General features: G+C 69.2%; 13 protein-coding genes, 1 pseudogene and 1 riboswitch. Of the genes and pseudogenes, 11 read left to right on the forward strand and 3 right to left on the reverse strand.

The annotated features are described in order from the left end of the window. Positions 1-6 precede the first annotated feature (6 nt). Complete coding sequence (locus ACIPWY_RS35875; protein ID WP_393705341.1) at positions 7-1,227, forward strand: Cmx/CmrA family chloramphenicol efflux MFS transporter; 1,221 nt, start codon at positions 7-9, stop codon at positions 1,225-1,227. A 42-nt stretch (positions 1,228-1,269) separates the two neighbouring features. Here ACIPWY_RS35875 and ACIPWY_RS35880 read toward each other — a convergent pair whose 3' ends face one another. After that, a complete protein-coding gene (locus ACIPWY_RS35880; protein ID WP_393705340.1) occupies positions 1,270-2,721 on the reverse strand; it encodes an amidase in 1,452 nt (483 codons plus the stop codon). 410 nt (positions 2,722-3,131) lie between these two features. Here ACIPWY_RS35880 and ACIPWY_RS35885 point away from each other — a divergent pair, with 410 nt between their 5' ends. The 5 genes and pseudogenes from ACIPWY_RS35885 to ACIPWY_RS35905 form a co-directional block, all read left to right on the forward strand. Continuing rightward, positions 3,132-4,049, forward strand: a complete 918-nt coding sequence (locus tag ACIPWY_RS35885) for a pseudouridine-5'-phosphate glycosidase (RefSeq protein ID WP_393705339.1) — start codon at positions 3,132-3,134, stop codon at positions 4,047-4,049. A 42-nt stretch (positions 4,050-4,091) separates the two neighbouring features. Next, entirely contained in the window at positions 4,092-5,006 is a 915-nt protein-coding gene (locus ACIPWY_RS35890; RefSeq protein WP_393705338.1) for a carbohydrate kinase family protein, read from the forward strand. 274 nt (positions 5,007-5,280) lie between these two features. Then, complete coding sequence (locus ACIPWY_RS35895; RefSeq protein ID WP_393705337.1) at positions 5,281-5,886, forward strand: phosphoribosylanthranilate isomerase; 606 nt, start codon at positions 5,281-5,283, stop codon at positions 5,884-5,886. A gap of 26 nt (positions 5,887-5,912) precedes the next feature. Next, positions 5,913-6,077, forward strand: coding sequence for a hypothetical protein (locus ACIPWY_RS35900; RefSeq protein ID WP_393705336.1), 165 nt, complete (start codon positions 5,913-5,915; stop codon positions 6,075-6,077). Continuing rightward, positions 6,074-6,514, forward strand: a pseudogene (locus ACIPWY_RS35905) (amino acid ABC transporter ATP-binding protein); the annotation flags it as partial. The gene ACIPWY_RS35900 and the pseudogene ACIPWY_RS35905, both read left to right, overlap by 4 nt. 75 nt (positions 6,515-6,589) lie before the next feature. On the opposite strand, the gene ACIPWY_RS35910 reads toward ACIPWY_RS35905, so the two are convergent. Continuing rightward, a complete protein-coding gene (locus tag ACIPWY_RS35910; RefSeq protein ID WP_362908351.1) occupies positions 6,590-7,708 on the reverse strand; it encodes a putative sulfate exporter family transporter in 1,119 nt (372 codons plus the stop codon). A gap of 169 nt (positions 7,709-7,877) precedes the next feature. Here ACIPWY_RS35910 and ACIPWY_RS35915 point away from each other — a divergent pair, with 169 nt between their 5' ends. Beyond that, a complete protein-coding gene (locus tag ACIPWY_RS35915) occupies positions 7,878-8,807 on the forward strand; it encodes a LysR substrate-binding domain-containing protein (RefSeq protein WP_362908350.1) in 930 nt (309 codons plus the stop codon). Between the two features lie 176 nt (positions 8,808-8,983). Beyond that, entirely contained in the window at positions 8,984-9,475 is a 492-nt protein-coding gene (locus ACIPWY_RS35920; RefSeq protein WP_393705334.1) for a hypothetical protein, read from the forward strand. 49 nt (positions 9,476-9,524) lie between these two features. Here ACIPWY_RS35920 and ACIPWY_RS35925 read toward each other — a convergent pair whose 3' ends face one another. Then, positions 9,525-10,760, reverse strand: coding sequence for a hypothetical protein (locus ACIPWY_RS35925; RefSeq protein ID WP_393705333.1), 1,236 nt, complete (start codon positions 10,758-10,760; stop codon positions 9,525-9,527). Positions 10,761-10,991: 231 nt separating this feature from the next. On the opposite strand from ACIPWY_RS35925, the gene ACIPWY_RS35930 reads away from it, so the two are divergent. The 3 genes from ACIPWY_RS35930 to ACIPWY_RS35940 all read left to right on the forward strand — a co-directional run bounded on the left by ACIPWY_RS35930 (position 10,992) and on the right by ACIPWY_RS35940 (position 15,487). Next, positions 10,992-11,663 carry a HEAT repeat domain-containing protein gene (locus ACIPWY_RS35930; protein WP_393705332.1) on the forward strand — a complete coding sequence of 224 codons (672 nt, stop codon included), beginning with the start codon at positions 10,992-10,994 and terminating at the stop codon, positions 11,661-11,663. A gap of 3 nt (positions 11,664-11,666) precedes the next feature. Beyond that, the gene (locus tag ACIPWY_RS35935) at positions 11,667-12,758 is read left to right on the forward strand and encodes a MerR family transcriptional regulator (RefSeq protein ID WP_393705331.1); all 1,092 of its coding nucleotides are present in this window, start codon (positions 11,667-11,669) and stop codon (positions 12,756-12,758) included. A 1,767-nt stretch (positions 12,759-14,525) separates the two neighbouring features. Next, a riboswitch (cyclic di-AMP (ydaO/yuaA leader) is annotated at positions 14,526-14,718 on the forward strand. Positions 14,719-14,722: 4 nt separating this feature from the next. Continuing rightward, positions 14,723-15,487, forward strand: a complete 765-nt coding sequence (locus tag ACIPWY_RS35940; RefSeq protein ID WP_383893667.1) for a transglycosylase SLT domain-containing protein — start codon at positions 14,723-14,725, stop codon at positions 15,485-15,487. Positions 15,488-15,621: the final 134 nt, after the last annotated feature.

The raw sequence follows: 15,621 nt of genomic DNA on the forward strand, positions 1-15,621 counted from the left end.
CACTCGATGCCTTTTCCGCTGTACCTGCTTGCCATGGCGGTCTTCGCCATGGGCACCTCGGAGTTCTTGCTCGCCGGCCTCTTGCCGGACATCGCCTCTGATCTCGACGTCACCGTCGGGACAGCGGGCGTCCTCACCTCCGCCTTCGCGGCCGGCATGATCGTCGGCGCCCCCCTGGTGGCCGTTCTTGCCCGCAACTGGCCCAGGCGCTCCACCCTTCTCGGGTTCATCCTCACTTTCGCGACAGCTCACGCCGTGGGCGCCGTCACCACGAGCTTCGCCATCCTGTTCGCCACCCGAGTCGTCGCGGCGCTCGCGAACGCAGGGTTCCTGGCCGTGGCTCTGACAGCCGCCGGCACGCTGGTCCCGCCCGACAAGAAGGGACGTGCGCTGGCCGTGCTGCTGTCAGGCACGACAGTTGCCACGATCGCCGGTGTCCCTGGTGGGTCGCTGCTCGGCACGTGGCTCGGCTGGCGGGCCGCATTCTGGGCCGTCGCCGCTCTCTGCCTGCCTGCGGCTGCCGGCATCCTGAAGGGGATCGCAGCGGGACGCGTGAAGGACGAGGCAGCCGGCAGACCGGCTCTGCGAGCGGAGCTCGCCCAGCTCGCAAAGCCACGGTTGGTCCTGGTGATGCTGCTCGGCTCGCTGGTGAACGCGGCGACATTCGCAAGTTTCACGTTCCTTGCCCCCGTTGTGACCGGCACCGCAGGGCTGGGCGAGTGGTGGGTCTCTCTCGTCCTGGTCCTCTTCGGTGCCGGTTCCTTCGTCGGCGTGACGATCGCCGGCCGCCTGTCCGACCAGCGTCCCGCCCTGGTCATCACTGTGGGCGGTCCGCTGCTGCTCATCGGCTGGCCGGCCCTGGCGGTGCTGGCCGACCAGCCGGTCCCCCTGTTCACCCTCGTGTTCGTGCAGGGCGCGCTGTCGTTCGCGCTGGGCAGCACGCTGATCACGCGGGTCCTCTACGAGGCCGCGGCAGCTCCCGCCATGGCCGGCTCGTACGCGACCGCGGCACTCAACGTCGGCGCCGCCCTCGGCCCCCTCATCGCAGCGACCACCCTCAGCACCGAAGTCGGGGTTCTCGGGCCGCTATGGGCTAGCGGACTCCTTGTCGCGGTCGCGCTGCTCATCGCGTTCCCCCTTCTCACCGAGTGGAAGAAGCAGCGGGCTGCGCCCATGGTGAGGGTCTCGCCGTGGTCCCGCACCTCGTCCTCCACGAACACCCAGTAGTACGCCCTACTCCGGTCTCTGGAAGCTACTCCGGTCTGTGGACTACTCCGGTCTCTGGAAGCCGCCGATCTTCTGCTCGAGCAGTTCGGCCAGCCGCAGCGGGGTGCGGTCCTCGAACATCGGGCCGATGAGCTGCACTCCCACCGGCAGGCCCTCGGGGGATCGGCCCGCCGGTATGGCGGTGGCGGGCAGGCCGGGCATCGTGGGCAGGCCGGCCCAGACGAGCTGGTCCAAATACGGGTACTTGACGCCGTCGATGTCGATCTGGCGTCCCATCAGATCGGGGTTGTGGTCGTGCGGGAACGCGGGAGTGGGCGTGATGGGGCACACCACGGCGTCGAACTCGGCGAAGAGTTGCCGCCAGCCGTGACGGTGAGCCTCGCGACGGTCATTCGCCTCGATCCAGTCGCGGTGGCTGCACACCATGCCGCGCAGCCGCGCCGCTTCGAGACTCTGGTCGTCCGCGCGCAGTGCGGCGGCTTGGGTCCGCAGCTGCTCGTACGCTTCGACCGGGAAACGTGCAACGGAACCCGAGAACAGCAACTGTGTGTAGATCACGGCGGCTTCGGTCAGATCGGGCAGCAGCGGACTGTGACGTTCGACGCGGGCGCCGCCGCCGACAAGCGCGCCGGCCACCCGGTTCACGCCCGCCCGCACATCGGCCCCGGTCGGAATCAGTGGATGCTCGTCGAGGACCAGGACCCGGAAGTCGCAGAGCCGGTCGCGGCGCGCGGGCGGCAGCGTCAACTCATGCGCCACACCGAGCGTCAGCGGGTCCGGTCCGGCCATGACGTCGAGCAGGAGAGTGAGGTCGCGGGCAGTACGCGCCATCGGACCGACTACGGCGAGGTCAAGGTCGACCGGCAGAGCCGGTGCGGCCGGCGGGACCATACCGCGGCTCGCCGCCAGCCCAAGGGTGGGTTTGTGTGCGTAGATGCCGCAGAAATGCGCGGGGGTGCGCAGCGAACCGCCGATGTCGGAGCCGATGGACAGCGCGCCGAATCCGGACGCCAGGGCCGCCGCCGATCCGCCGGAGGATCCGCCCGACGTGCGACCGTGATTCCACGGGTTGTTGGTGGTGCCGTAGATGTCGTTGAAGCTCTGCACGTCTTGCAGTCCCAGGGGCACATTGGTCTTACCGAGCACCACCGCGCCCGCGTCCTTGAGCCGCGACACCTGCACCGCGTCCTCGGTCGGCATGTGGTTCCGGTGGGGCGGCATGCCCCAGGTCGTGGGCAGCCCGGCGATGTTGTACGACTCTTTGACCGTCACCGGAATGCCGAGCAGCGGCCGGTCCTCACCGCGGGCGCGGGCCCGGTCGGCATCACGCGCGGCAGCCCGCGCCCGGTCGAAGTCCGGTACGCAGATCGCGTTGATGGCCTTGTCGTCCCGCTCGATACGGGTGATCGCCTCGTCGGTCAGTTCCGCCGAGGTGACTTCACCAGCGCGCAAGGCCGCAACGAGTGTTTCGGCCGTCTGAAAATTCCAGTCCATGAATCCGACCGTAACGGCCTGTGGAAGAAGTCATAAAATGCCGTTTGGCGCAACAGGATGGACGGATCGCCGTACGTCTCAGTTCTCGTCAAGTCCCCTCTGGCCACAGGCAGTTCGTCCGGCCGCCGACGATGGCGACGCGCGGCGGGATCGGTGGCGGCCTGGGAGTTCAGATGGCCTCCATCGGACACCCGCGCGCGCTTCAGGGGCTGCGCAGCGCCGATTCCTTGAACAGCTTCATCAGCTCCGAACCGCGACCGGAGAAGCCTCTTCCTCCAGCTCCCCCGGACCGGCGCCATCCTCCAACTCCCGCGCACCAGCGCCGTCTTCCAGCTCCGTCAGACCGGCATCCAGCCGGCGGCGGAGGTCTAGGGTGTCCTCGGCGAGCGCCGAGGGGGAAGTTGCAGCTGATGAGTGCATCCGTAACCGCTGTCCGGGTCTCCGACGAGGTCCGGGAGGCCGTTCGTGAGGGGCGTCCGGTGGTGGCGCTGGAGTCGACGATCTTCACGCACGGTCTGCCGCGTCCACGGAATCTGGAGGTGGCTCCGGAAGCCGAGGACAGCCTTCGTGCGCAGGGTGTCGTGCCCGCGACGATCGGAGTGTTCGAGGGCCGGCCGACGGTGGGGCTGAGCATCGAGGAGATCACCGAGCTTGCCGCGACGGACGGTATCGCGAAGGCGAGTCTGCGTGATCTGCCGGTCGTGAGCACCCTGGGCCTGCACGGCGGTACCACGGTGGCGGCCACGGCGTTCCTCGCGCACCACGCCGGGGTCAAGGTGTTCTCCACCGGTGGTCTGGGCGGTGTTCACCATGGCGCGGCCCAGACCTTCGACGAGTCCGCGGACATGACCACGCTCGCCCAGACCCCGGTACCGGTGATCAGCGCGGGCGTGAAGTCGATCCTGGACGACGGCGCGACCCTTGAGCGGTTCGAGACGCTGAACATCCCGGCCCTCGGGTTCGGCATCACCAAGTACCCCGGCTTCTACGTGACCGAATCCGGACACGAGATCGCGTACTCGGTCGACACCCCCGGACAGGCCGCCGCCGTCCTGGACAGCCGTGACGCCCTCGGACTGCCCCAGGCGGTCCTGCTCGCCAACCCGGTCCCCGCGGACAAGCAGATGCCGCCCGCCGAACTCGACGCGATCCTCGCCCGCGCGTGGGAGCAGGCCGACAAGTCCGGGATCACCGGCAACGACACCACCCCCTTCCTCCCGGGCTTCATCCAGCGCGACACCGGCGGGCACAACCTCGAGGTCAACATCGATGTCTACCGCGGCAACGTCGCCCTCGGCGGCCGCATCGCCACCGCCCTCACACACTGATCCGCTCATACCGAGTGGAATAGCGGCACTAGGAGGCCTACCTTGCTCGGGATCATTGGCGATCTCGTCCAGGATGTCGTCGTGTGGCCGGCGGAGCCGGTTCAACACGGTACGGACACCGAGGCTGAGATCTTCCACACCCGTGGCGGCAGTGGTGCGAACGTCGCCGCCTGCGCGGCGCGTCTCGGACCGACCCGGTTCATCGGATGTGTCGGCGACGACGATCTCGGTGACTCGCTCGTGGACGGTCTGGCCGCGGAGGGCGTGGACGTCCGCGTCCAGCGCCGCGGAAGCACCGGCACGATCGTGATCCTCATCGACGAGAACGCCGAGCGGACGATGTTGCCGCACCGAGGCGCGTCGACACTGCTGGACGAGGTTCCGGACGCGTGGCTCGACGGGTTGCAACTGCTGCACGTACCCGCGTACACCTTCGACGGCGAGCCCATCGGAACCACCGTCGTCGAGGTGATCCGCCGGGCGAAGAAGCGCGGTGTCCTGGTCTCGGTCGACGCCTCGTCGACCGGCATGCTGTCGCACTACGGCGTCCAGCGGTTCCTGGACCTCATGGCTGACCTGAGGCCGAATTTCCTGATCGCCAACGAGGGCGAGGCCGCGTTCCTCGGCCTCTCGGCCGGCGGTGTGGCCGGGCCCAGCCGGGACCTGCTCCCGGAGACGGTCGTGGTCGCGAAAGCCGGGCCCGATCCGACCGTCGTCCACGTACCCGGAGGCGAGCGCGTCGTCGTACCGGTGCCGCCGGTGGAGCGGATCCGCGACCTCACCGGTGCGGGTGACGCCTTCGCCGCCGGCTTCCTGACGGCGTACCTCGCGACCCGTGACCTGCACGAAGCGTGCGTCGGCGGCCACGGCACCGCGGCACGCGTCCTTGCCTCCCCCGGCTCCACGATGGCTCCCGATCCCTCAGCCGGCCCTGACACAAGTGCAGGATCCCGATGACGCGACCCGCGGGCGACACCCTCGAAGCGACCGTGCCGCAGAGGGTGACAGGCCCGGGGTCCGTGGTGGCGTTGGTGATCGCGCTCCTCGCCGCGTGCACCGCCTTCCAGCTGAGCGCCAGCATGCTCAACCCGGTGCTGGTCGTCATGGGCAGACACCCGGCGCCCCGCATGCGCAGCCGGACGTGCCACGCACACGCTCCTCACCCCGGCAGGGCCCGCGTGACGGGTGGCGTTCGGCGGGGTGCAGGATCAGGGAGATGAGAAGAGGTTCGATGTACGTCAAGATCTGCGGTCTGCGCACCGCTGAGACCCTCGATGCGGCCGTCGACGCAGGTGCCGACGCCGTGGGCTTCGTCTTCGCTCCAGGCAGTCCGCGGCTGATCGACGCCGAGTCGGCCCGCGCGCTGGCTGAACGCGTACCCGCCGGTGTCGAGACCGTCGGTGTCTTCCGTCGGCAACCGGTGGAAGAGGTGCTGGCGACGGCCTCGGCCGTGGGCCTCACCTCGGTCCAGCTCCACGGGGACGAGTCGGACGGCGACTTCGAGCGGCTGCGCGCGTCGGGATTCCGAACGATCCGCGCAATGGCCCGGGACACATACCTCGCGCGCCCGTCGACGGAGACGGACCCTGCGGACCGTCTGCTCATCGATGCGCCGCTGCCGGGCGGCGGTACCCGTTTCGACACGGACGTGCTGCGGGCGCGGCCTCCGCGGGGGTTCTGGTTGCTGGCCGGCGGTCTGGATCCCGCGAACGTCGCCGAGGCCGTGCGGTCGGCACACCCTGACGGCGTCGATGTCTCCAGTGGGGTCGAGTCGTCGAGAGGCGTCAAGAGTGCCGACCTGATCCGCCGTTTCGTCGAGGCCGCGCGCAAGGCCTGACCTGGACGCGTCAGCGGGCCAAGGTCGTGGACTTCACGGACGTCTACTACCCGGGCGGCCTCGCGATGTTCGTCGCCGAGAACGACAACTCGGTGCACTCGCTGAACGACCTGGCCGGCAGGAAGGTGGCCGTGCGGGTCGGTACGAAGTCTGTCGAGTGGCTCAGGGAGCACCAGACCCGCGCCCAGTGAATGTGCTCGGGCGCAGCCGCGAGGAGGCCGAGGAACGCGGCCGTGCCCTGCTCGGGCGGGTCGGCACGAGCCACCGGGAGGACGTCTTCCCCAACCGGCTCTCCGGAGGCCAGAAGCAGCGCGTCGCCGTCGCACGGGCCGTGGCCATGGATCCGCAGCTGACGCTCTTCGACGAACCCACGTCCGCGCTGGACCCCGAGGTGGCCCACGATGTCCTGGAGGTCATGAGCGGTCTGGCCAAGGACGGCATGACCATGGTCGTGGTCACGCACGAGATGGGATTCGCCCGGCGAGTCGCCGACCGCGTCGTATTCATCGACGGTGGCCGGATCGCTGCGGACCTGCCGCCCGAGGAGTTCTTCTCACCGGCCAACGACAACGCCCGCGTCAAAGCCTTCCTGGCCAAGGTCCTTCAGGCCGGCGCGCCGGGGGCGTAATACCCCGGGGCGCCGCTGCGGCCTGGGCCTGGCGCCTGGTGTGCTCGCTCATGTGGGGGCGTCATGCGGTGAGCGTCATGTGGTGAGCAGGACTCCCGCGTAGCTCACCGACGCGACGACCACCCAGGAGGCGAGACCGAGCAGGGCCGTCCTGACGCCTGAGCGGGCGAGCGACGGCAGATGTACGGCGCTGCCGAGGCCGAACAGTGCCATGGCCAGGAGGAGTTGCTGCGCGGTGTCCGCGGCGTCCAGCACTCCGGTGGGGAGCATGCCCGTGCTGCGCAGGGCCGTCATCGCCAGGAAAGCGATGACGAACAGCGGCACCACGGCCGGGCGGCGGGTGCCCGCCATCTGCGGGCCGCCGGCCGCGTCATGGTTCCGGCGGCGCCGGTACGCCACCGCGACCCCGGCGACCAGCGGTGCGAGCATCGCCACTCGGATGAGCTTGACCATCACGGCTTCGCCGAGCGCGGTCGGGCCCGCGGTCTGCGCGGTGGCCACTACCTGGCCTACGTCGTGGACGCCGGCGCCCACCCACCGGCCGAACTGGATGTCGTCGAGGCCGAGCGGGTGGTGCAGCAGGGGAAGGACGGCGATGGCGAGGGTGCCGCACAGGGTGACCAGGGCGACGGAGGTCGCCACGTCGGCCGCCAACTGCTCGTCGTCCTCGTCCTTGCCGAGCGCACAACTGACGGCGCTGATCGCGGAGGCGCCGCAGATCGAGTAGCCGGTGGCGACGAGCAGCGGCTGGTCGCCGGGCAGGCCCAGCTTCCGGCCGAGCCACCAGGTCCCGAAGAAGGTCGCGAGGACCACGCCGAGCACCATGGTCACCGTCGCCCAGCCGAGGCCGAGGACGTCGCCGATGCTGAGTTTGAGTCCGAGCAGCACGATGCCGGCGCGCATCAGTCGCTTGCCCGCCGTCGTGAGCCCCGCACGGCCCCGACCGCGTACGAACGGATGGCCGCCGGGAAGGTGCGCCGCCATGACTCCGAGTACGACAGCGGCAGTGAGCATCGGCACGGCGGGCAGCAGGGCGTGCAACGCCTCGGCGAGGCCGAGCCCTACGACGGCGAGCGCGAGGCCGGGAGCGTTGCGGCGCACCGGACCCAATGCCTGCGCGCTGCCCCCGGGTGAAGGCTTCACCTGTTGTCGACCGGGGGACGGTGACGGGGCGCGTTCCGTACTCATTGTCATGATCACCAGCGTGTGGGGGATCGACACGGCCCGGTAGACGCCAATCAGAGCCCAGGTCATAGGGTTCCCCTATGGGGTTCTCTTGGGGAGGCCGCCACATGGAGGGCGTCGTCTGAAGGGCGTCGTTCGAGGGGGCGTCGCATGAGCGGCGTCATAGGAAAGGTGTCGTATGAGCGAGCGCGGCGAGGCCCCGGACGGGGGTCAACGGCCGCTGCCCGACCTGCAGTCACTGCAACTGCTGGTCACCGTCGCCGAGACGGGCAGCCTGGGCAGGGCTGCGGCGCGGCTGCTCATCAGCCAGCCGTCGGCCAGCGCGCGGATGCGCACGCTGGAGCGCCATCTCGGGCTCCAGCTCCTGGACCGGTCCACCGCGGGGTCCCGGCTCACCCCGGCGGGAGCGGTGGTGACCGACTGGGCCCGGGCGGTGCTCGAACAAGCCGCGGCACTGGTCGAGGGGGCGGCGGCCCTGCGCTCACGGCAGGACAGCCGACTGCACGTGGCCGCCAGCCTGACCATCGCGGAGGAACTGATGCCGGGCTGGCTCGTCACCATGCGGGACAGTGCGCCGGACGCCCACGTCGGGCTGACGGTGACCAACAGCTGGGGCGTGGTCGAGGCGCTGCGCCGCGGAAGCTGCGATCTGGGTTTCGTCGAGGGCCCGCGAGTCCCGGACGATCTGCACAGCTCAGCGGTGGGACGCGACCGGCTCGCGGTCGTGGTGACGCCCGGCCACCCCTGGACGCACCGCCGCAGTGCCCTCACCGGGCGCGAGCTGGCCGACACCCCACTGCTGCTGCGTGAGGCGGGCTCAGGCACCCGGGAGACACTGGAACGGGCACTGCGCCCGTACGACGGAATCGCGGTGCCGGTCCTCGAACTTGGCTCTACCGCGCCGCTGCGCAGCGCGGCAGCCCGGGGTCTGGCACCCGCGGTGCTCTCCGCTCTCGCCGTGCGCGAGGACGTGGCGTCCGGCCGGCTCGTCGAGGTCGAGGTCGATCCCGCCGTCCGGCTGCACCGGATTCTGCACGCGGTCTGGCCCAAGGGACGCGAACTCCCGGAGCCGGCGCTCCACTTGCTCCGGGTGGCCAAGCAGCGTTAGAGCGCAGGCAGCGTCTGGTTCCCGCTCTACATGCTGATGTACCGGTTCCTGATCATCGCGACGTACTTCGCGTCGACAAGCTGCCGGACCTGAAGGATCCGAACAGCGCGTTCATCACGACAGCCATCCGCATCCTGCCGCCCTGGCTCGTCGGGCTCGTCGCCGGAGCCGCGTTCGTGTCGCCGATCTTCGTGCTGGCCTTCGGCGGCCTCCTGGGTGGGCTCATCAGCCGCAATGTCGTGCCCGACATCGCCGAGCGCCGGCAGCGGTTCTGGGTCCGCACCGGGATCGTGCTGTTCTTCTGCCTGTCGATCCTGTTGACCCTCTACACCTCGCCGGCGCTGTTGGTGACGATCCTCAACCTGCTGTACTACGTCGGCGTGCAACTCGTGCCCGGCACCTTGGCCATCTTCTTCATGCACGGCATCCGCGCGGTGGGTGTGTCGGCGGGCCTGATCGTCGGCACGGTCTTGGCGCTGGTGCTCTACTACGGGCATGTCGACACCTTCGGCATCAACGTCGGCCTCATCAGCGGAGTGCTCAACTTCACCGTGATGGTCGCGGTGAGCGGGATCGCGCGCCGCGGCCACACCCCGCTGCCCGCGACGGCATGGTGCCGATCGCCTCCGGCGCAGCCGAGGCCCGTGCTCGCCGAAGAGCCCAGCTGATCACCGAGGCCTCAGCAGGTCGCTCGATCTCGCATCGGACGCGGGGCGGTCACAAGTCGCGGAAGGCCTTGGCGGCGGGGTAGGTGACGTGGGTGCAGCCGCGCCGGGTGGTGATGTCGTCGACGTAGGCGCGGAACAGGGAGCTGAGCGTCTTGCGGCCGAGGACGTCGTCGTAGATGTGGTCGGCCGTGAGGGTGTGCAGGGCAGGCTTGCCTTCGCAGATCGAGGACGCCCACCAGGCGCCCACCTTGCCTCCCGCCGTTCCCGGCTCGAGGATCACGTCGTCGCCGAAGTCGTCGTAGCCCACAGACTCTGCTTCGGCGCCGAAGTAGGACTCCGTGCGCAGCCACCAGGGTGAGTGCGTGAGCGCGCCCTCGGCGTATTCGCGCTGATCGTCGTCCAGGCCGCCGGCGATGGCTCGGACCCGGCCGGGGCCGACCGCCAGCAGGCAGCCTTCGACGGGGTTCGCATCACGGGCGGGGACAGCCAGAACGCGGTCGGGCAGCCGGCCCTGCCCTTGTTCCTTGACCAACTGGCCGGCCCAGCGGCAGGAGCCTGTGGCCGAGGTGGCCTTGCCCAGCTTCGTAGGGACGGCGGTCATCCGGTCGGGCAGGGCCGGTAGTTGGGTCCGGCAGCCGATCCGTTGGTTCAGCTGCTGCATGGCCGAGCGAGCAATGAGGGCCAGACGTCGGCGGTCCTCGGCGGAGACCTCCGAGTACCGGGCCGCGGCGGTGACGTTCAGCAGCCTCGGCGCCCCTTTGGTACTGCCGGGACCGCATTCGGCGCGGATGGTGGTGCGGAAGTTCGTGTATGAGCCCAGCGTGCCGTCACCCAACGGCCGCGCCTCGGGCTCGCGGTCGGCGACCGCGGTGACGTCGTCCTTCGGGCGGTAGCCGCTGAACGTGCTGAACGGGGAGTCCGTGCCGCCGACCACGTTCACCGGCTCGGAGCGGTCGCTGCTCTCGACGATCAGCCGGAACAGGTCCGTGGTCCTGTGCGAGCCACTCACCTTGTAGATGGTGCAGGCGCTGGGCAGATGCCGTGCATCGAGCCGGTACTCGTCGTAGTCGTCGGACTCCGCCCGGACCATGCCGCCCTGCAGGTCCATCACCTGCTCCCCCGACACCAGGCGGTCGCAGGCCGCGGCGATGTCGCGCTCGCTGGAAGCCCGGTCGCGGATGTCGTCGACGGTCAGCAGGCCCGCGTACAGACTCAGCCCGATCCCTCCCACGGCCAACGTCTGCCACAGCCTGCGCCGGCCCTCACCCATCACGTTCTCCCCCATGGCTCCCGTTCACGGCGGCTGCCGCGTCGATCACCGAGCGTAGAGGAGGTGCGCTTGAGGACCATAGGCGCCCCGACCGGCCGAGTAGACGGCTCAGCTTCGCCCAGTGACCGGCGGTCTTCACCGAAGTCGTCACCGAAGCTGTCGCCGCTGACTGGTGATCACGCAGCGGGCCCTCTTTGACCTTGACACCGTGGCAAGGCATTCACTGCATGCCAGGAGGTGATCTCGATGACGATCACGAGACAGACCACGGATGCGATGCGAGCGCTCCAAGGGCTGGAGGACGGCCGTTCATCCGTGCGACTGCGGGCTGCGCTGGCCGTCGGCACGACGCCCGACCCGCGCTTCGTCGACAAGCTCATCGAACGTTGCGCGATCGAGCCCGAGTTCTTCGTCCGCGACATGCTGACCTGGGCGCTCACCCGCCATCCGGTGACCTTGACGCTCCCGGGGCTGGTCCGCGAAGTCCGCTCGGCGCGTGCGCAGGCACGGAGCCAGGCGCTGCACACACTGTCCAAGATCGGGGACCGGCAGGCCTGGCCGGCGATCACACGGACGCTGTTGTCCGACGCGGACGACGAAGTGGCGCGGAGCGCCTGGCGGGCAGCGGTCTTGCTCGTACCGGAAGGCGAGGAGTCCGATTTGGCCGCGGTGCTGGCGACGCAGCTCGGGCGCGGTGAGCGGGAGACACAGCTGAGTCTCAGCCGGGCACTGGTCGCGCTAGGTGAAGCAGTCGTACCGGCTCTGCGTGCTGCGACGATGGTCCCTGACCCGCGCGTGCGTGCGCACGCGCTCGCCACACAACGGCTGCTGCGCGACCCGGACACCGGATTCGAGTTCGCGATCGAGGAGGCGAAGCGCGCAGTGGCCCTCGGCGGGTCCGGCCAGGAGGGACGATAGGACGTGTTGATCGGCGAGGTGGCGCGACGGTCCGGGGTCAGTGCCCGCATGCTCCGGCACTACGAGTCGCTGGGCCTGGTCCGGCCTTCCGGTCGTACGGGGTCCGGTTATCGGGAGTACTCCGGGGAGGACATCCGGCGGATCTTCCACATCGAGAGCCTGCGATCTCTGGGGCTGTCGCTGCGTGAGATCGGGCGCGCACTCGACGACTCCGGCTTCACGCCCTCGGCGCTCGTCGGCGACCTCATCGCTCAGACACGCGAACGCATCGCGGCCGAGACGGAGTTGCTCACGCGGCTGCGCCGTATCGATGCCGCGAGTCCCGCCGCCTGGGAGGACGTCCTTCAGGTCGTGGCACTCCTCCAGGCACTGGGCTCGAAGAGCGCCGACGCACGCCAGCGCGCGGCTCTATCCTCGGTCGAGGTTCCGGTGCCGGTGGAGGCCCTGGTCGAGGCGGCGTTGAGTGAGACGGAGCCGAACGTCGCCGGAGCCCTTCGGTGGGCGCTGGCGCGATCGGGCGACGGTGGCCCGGCACTGCTGGCGGAGGGCCTCGGCTCACCGGTGGCCGCGGTGCGGGAACGTGCCGTTCAGTCCCTCGCCGAGATGACCGGCGGTGCGGCCACCGCGCTGCTGCGGCAGGCCCTAGCGAACCCGGACGTCGTGGTCCGCAGGTGTGCGGCTCTGGCACTCGGGACACGTGGCGTGGCCGATGCGGTCCCGATGCTCATCGACATGATCGTGGAAGGAAGGAACGACGTCGATGCGGCCGACGCCCTGAGCGTGCTGGCGAGCGACACCGCGAGGTCCGATCAGATCGCGTCCTGGCTCGTCGGCCGTCTGGCCCACGGCACCACTGAAGCGGCAGCACGCGGACGGGTCACTCAGGCGCTGGCCGCCGTCCCGGGGAAGGCGGCGTCACGTGCCCTCGTGGAGCTGTCGGGTGACGAGGACCGTGCCGTTGCGCTGACTGCGGCGTACCTGCTTCAGCTGCGCGAGGCACCGTCCTCGGCATCACCTCCGTCGACGGCTACGGTTCGCCCTGCGGCACCGCCACGGTCGAGTTCGCCGACGGAACATCCACCGGCTTCACCCTGAAGACCTGGGGCTACTGCCACGGACCGCTCACCGGTGACGACGGCCGTGCGGCCTCCGACCAACTGCTGCTCGCCAGCGCGTGGCAGAGCGGAGGGGGCAGAGCGGAGCGGGGCTCCGGCGGTACGGGCAGCCCCTCGAACGGTAAGGGCGTCACGGCTTCAACTGCAGCTTCTGCGCGGCGTCGGTCATCTCCTCCAGCAGCGCCTCGATGATGGTGGCGTGCCGGGAGCCGGACAGCAACAGCCGCTGGGTCCCAAGCTTTTGCGCCCACTCGACTTTCTCCGCGCACGCGGCAGGTCGAGCCGAGGGTCAGCTCCACGTCTTGCGGGTCGCGCCCCGCCGCCCGCGCCTCCTCGCGCACCAGGGTGATGGCGGCCTCCAGTTCCCCCGGCCAGGCCGAGCGCCTGGAACCCGTCACCGCGCCGCCCGGCGCGGCGGGCCGCGGCAGCCGAGTGGCCGCCGATGTGCAGCGGCACCCCGGAGGCTCGCTGCCGGTCGCGGTGTCGCCGCACACCTCGGCGAGGTGGTTGCCCACCAGGTGGAAGGTGCGGTCGAAGACGGTCAACTGGTCGAGTGTCCTTGCCAGTTCCTGCGGGCCGGTCCGCTCCCGCCCCACGGTGCCGTCCGGCTTGTGCACGATGAGTCGAGTCGCCCGTCGGTGGTGACAACGTCCACAAGAAGCAACGGACCCCTGCTGTCGATGGCGAGCGCGTAGGTCTCCACCAGGCGGCGCAGGGCAAGGAGGTCGTTCATCGACTCACCGCTGCCACGCTGCCAGCCGGCGGGAGACGAGTATGGGCCGGAGGCAGGACGACGGCCATGGCGCTTTCCCGATGGGTGGGATTGCGCGGCCGTACGCCCTGGCAGGTTCGGCGGCGCACCTTCGGCCAGGCGCTGTTGGCGCGCGTGGTGACACGGATGGGGACCCGGCCCGCTCCGACTGCCGGCGAGAGGGTGAACGTAGTGCCTTTCGAGAGCAGGCCGTCCGGGAAGAGCGGGACGTCAAGCCGGCCGCTGAGCACGGCGACGAGGAACGCCATGAGTGAGCCCGCCGGGACGGTTTGCCAAAAGACGTACTCGCCGTAGTCGCTCACCACGTTGGGGAACAGGTCCCGGGCAAGGCGGGGGACGAACCGCCCCCGCTCCCCGTTGCGTTCGAGTTGTCGCAGAAAGAGCCGGGCCCACACCGTCTCGAATTGACGCCCCGTCACTGTCGATATCCACCTCGATCTCGATCTCGACGGAACTGCCATGACCCGGATTCGACGCGACCTTCACTTTCGGGATCGGTGATCGGCGAGGAATCGCCATGTGCCGTCCCGCCCACGCTCCCGTGCCAACAAACAGGGCCTCCTGCGAAGGAAGGGCCGGGCACGGACAGTCCGACATTGATGGATTTATGTCCGTTTCGATACGCAATGCCCCCTCGGCGATATGTCCGTGTTTGCACATGAAACATACTTCTTGGCATGATTAACGACTTATACCAAGACTGGCCGAATTATGAGTTATTCACATGAAACGTCATGCTACGACACCCTCTTCGAGTCGCATTCCAACCTGCTTCCCATTCAGTGAAATGGGTCACGCCTACGGCTTTGGCCCCCAAGAACAGCCGAGCGCACTTCCGTTCTGCGCAAAGAGAGTTGAGCTTTTCGATCAAAGGAAGCTCGGGGTTCCGGTCGCTGGAAAGCAGACTCCTCGCATTCCAAATTCAAATTTTGGTCTTGTTCCCTCCGAGCTTTCTCGCTTAACGTCACGGTCAATCCGGACGGAACGCCGAATCCTGCCGCTGTCCGGAAGCACCCACTCACTCACACGCTCACGGCAGGAGCGGGGAACCCAGTTATGCCGCCGATCCGGATTCCGGAACGGCTCGGGGTGAAGTCGCATTCACAGTGCGGCCGGACATCTCCCGTCCGAACCCGACAGCTCACCTCGTAGGCGACGGAGAGGAATTCGTCATGCCTGCAAAGGGAAAGCACCGCCGCGCCAAGTCCAGCTCGCTCACCCGGGGCCTCGCCGCCGCAGGCACGGGCGGGGCTGTGCTCGTTCTCCCGCTGCTCGGCGCGACCGCCGCCAGCGCGGCGCAGGCCGACACGGCCGCCAAGCCCGCCGCGGCCTCGACGACCTACGTCGTCGTCGCGGGAGACTCCCTCTCCAAGATCGCCCGAGACCACTCGGTGAGCGGCGGGTGGAAGAAGCTGTACGACGACAACCGCAGCGTCCTCGGCGACGACCCGAAGCTGATCCACCCCGGCGTCAAGCTCACCCTCGGTAAGAAGGGCCCGGCCGAGTCCACGCAGAAGCCGGCCGCCACCAGGGCGTCCGCCGAGCGGGCGGACCGCTCCGAGCGCACGACCAAGCTCACCGCCGAGCCCGCCGTTGCCCCGGCGAAGAAGACGTACACCAACGACCTCGACGGCTGGATCAAGGAGTCGCTGGACATCATGGCCCAGCACGGCATCCCCGGCTCCTACGAGGGCATCCACCGCAACGTCATGCGTGAGTCCTCCGGCAACCCGCTGGCGATCAACAACTGGGACTCCAACGCTGCCGCCGGAACCCCGTCCAAGGGACTCCTGCAGGTCATCGCCCCCACGTTCGCCACCTACCACGTGCCCGGCACCTCGATGGACAGCTTCGACCCGGTCGCCAACATCACCGCCGCCTGCAACTACGCGGCCGCCCGGTACGGCTCGATCGACAACGTGAACGGCCCGTACTAGACCGCATCCCACCTCGTCCGAGTCTCCTGACGGACACAGCAGGGCGAGGCGAGGCCACCTTTGCACGAGATCCCGTCCGATCTGACCCATCGGACGGGATCTTGGCGTTTGCGGGTCCTGCTGGGGGCGGTATC

Source organism: Streptomyces sp. NPDC090032, from assembly GCF_044748025.1.
Classification (GTDB): Bacteria; Actinomycetota; Actinomycetes; order Streptomycetales; family Streptomycetaceae; genus Streptomyces.

Excerpts from the sequence above, each read along its gene's own strand:
- ACIPWY_RS35875 (WP_393705341.1), top strand. The coding sequence starts at position 7 with ATGCCTTTTCCGCTGTACCTGCTTGCCATGGCGGTCTTCGCCATGGGC.
- ACIPWY_RS35925 (WP_393705333.1), bottom strand. The coding sequence starts at position 10,760 with ATGGGGGAGAACGTGATGGGTGAGGGCCGGCGCAGGCTGTGGCAGACG.
- ACIPWY_RS35895 (WP_393705337.1), top strand. The coding sequence starts at position 5,281 with ATGTACGTCAAGATCTGCGGTCTGCGCACCGCTGAGACCCTCGATGCG.
- ACIPWY_RS35880 (WP_393705340.1), bottom strand. The coding sequence starts at position 2,721 with ATGGACTGGAATTTTCAGACGGCCGAAACACTCGTTGCGGCCTTGCGC.
- ACIPWY_RS35885 (WP_393705339.1), top strand. The coding sequence starts at position 3,132 with ATGAGTGCATCCGTAACCGCTGTCCGGGTCTCCGACGAGGTCCGGGAG.
- ACIPWY_RS35910 (WP_362908351.1), bottom strand. The coding sequence starts at position 7,708 with ATGACAATGAGTACGGAACGCGCCCCGTCACCGTCCCCCGGTCGACAA.
- ACIPWY_RS35940 (WP_383893667.1), top strand. The coding sequence starts at position 14,723 with ATGCCTGCAAAGGGAAAGCACCGCCGCGCCAAGTCCAGCTCGCTCACC.
- ACIPWY_RS35915 (WP_362908350.1), top strand. The coding sequence starts at position 7,878 with ATGAGCGAGCGCGGCGAGGCCCCGGACGGGGGTCAACGGCCGCTGCCC.
- ACIPWY_RS35930 (WP_393705332.1), top strand. The coding sequence starts at position 10,992 with ATGACGATCACGAGACAGACCACGGATGCGATGCGAGCGCTCCAAGGG.